General features: G+C 51.2%; 1 protein-coding gene. It reads left to right on the plus strand.

The genetic code is table 11. The annotated features are described in order from the left end of the window. The coding region (locus FW774_RS20280) for a glycosyl hydrolase (protein ID WP_262714456.1) at positions 1 to 527 on the plus strand (527 nt) is incomplete at both ends.

Raw genomic sequence — 527 nt, forward strand, 5'->3', positions numbered from 1 at the left:
CGTCCCGGGTATGACTATTACACCAGCGATATTACCACCGTAGCCTTCCCCGATAAAAAGGAAGTTTCCCCTTCAGAAGTCATAGATCTATCAAAGAAGATCAAAGCAGGAAAGATCGAATGGACAGCCCCCTCAGGCAACTGGATCATTCGCCGCTACGCCATCCGCAATGCGCTGGCCTATAACCGCCCGGCACCCATAGGCGGCAAGGGGCTGGAATGCGACAAGCTGGATAAAGACGCGGTAGATGCCATGTTCAGCAGCATGGTAGGGCGCTATATCAAAGATTCCCCGCAACTGGCCGGTAAAACCATCAAAGCCTTTGAAGCCGATAGCTGGGAAGTCGGCAATCCCGAATGGTCGGCAAAGTTCAAAGAAGAGTTTATCAAACGGCGGGGCTACGATCCCACCCCCTGGCTGATCACCTATAAAACAGACCGTGTAGTAGGCAATGAAGACCTGACACAACGTTTCCAGAACGATATGTACCTGACCCAAACCGACCTGTTTGCCGATAACTTTTTTAC

This window comes from Pedobacter sp. BS3, assembly GCF_008274585.1.
In the GTDB taxonomy this organism is placed as follows: domain Bacteria; phylum Bacteroidota; class Bacteroidia; order Sphingobacteriales; family Sphingobacteriaceae; genus Hufsiella_A.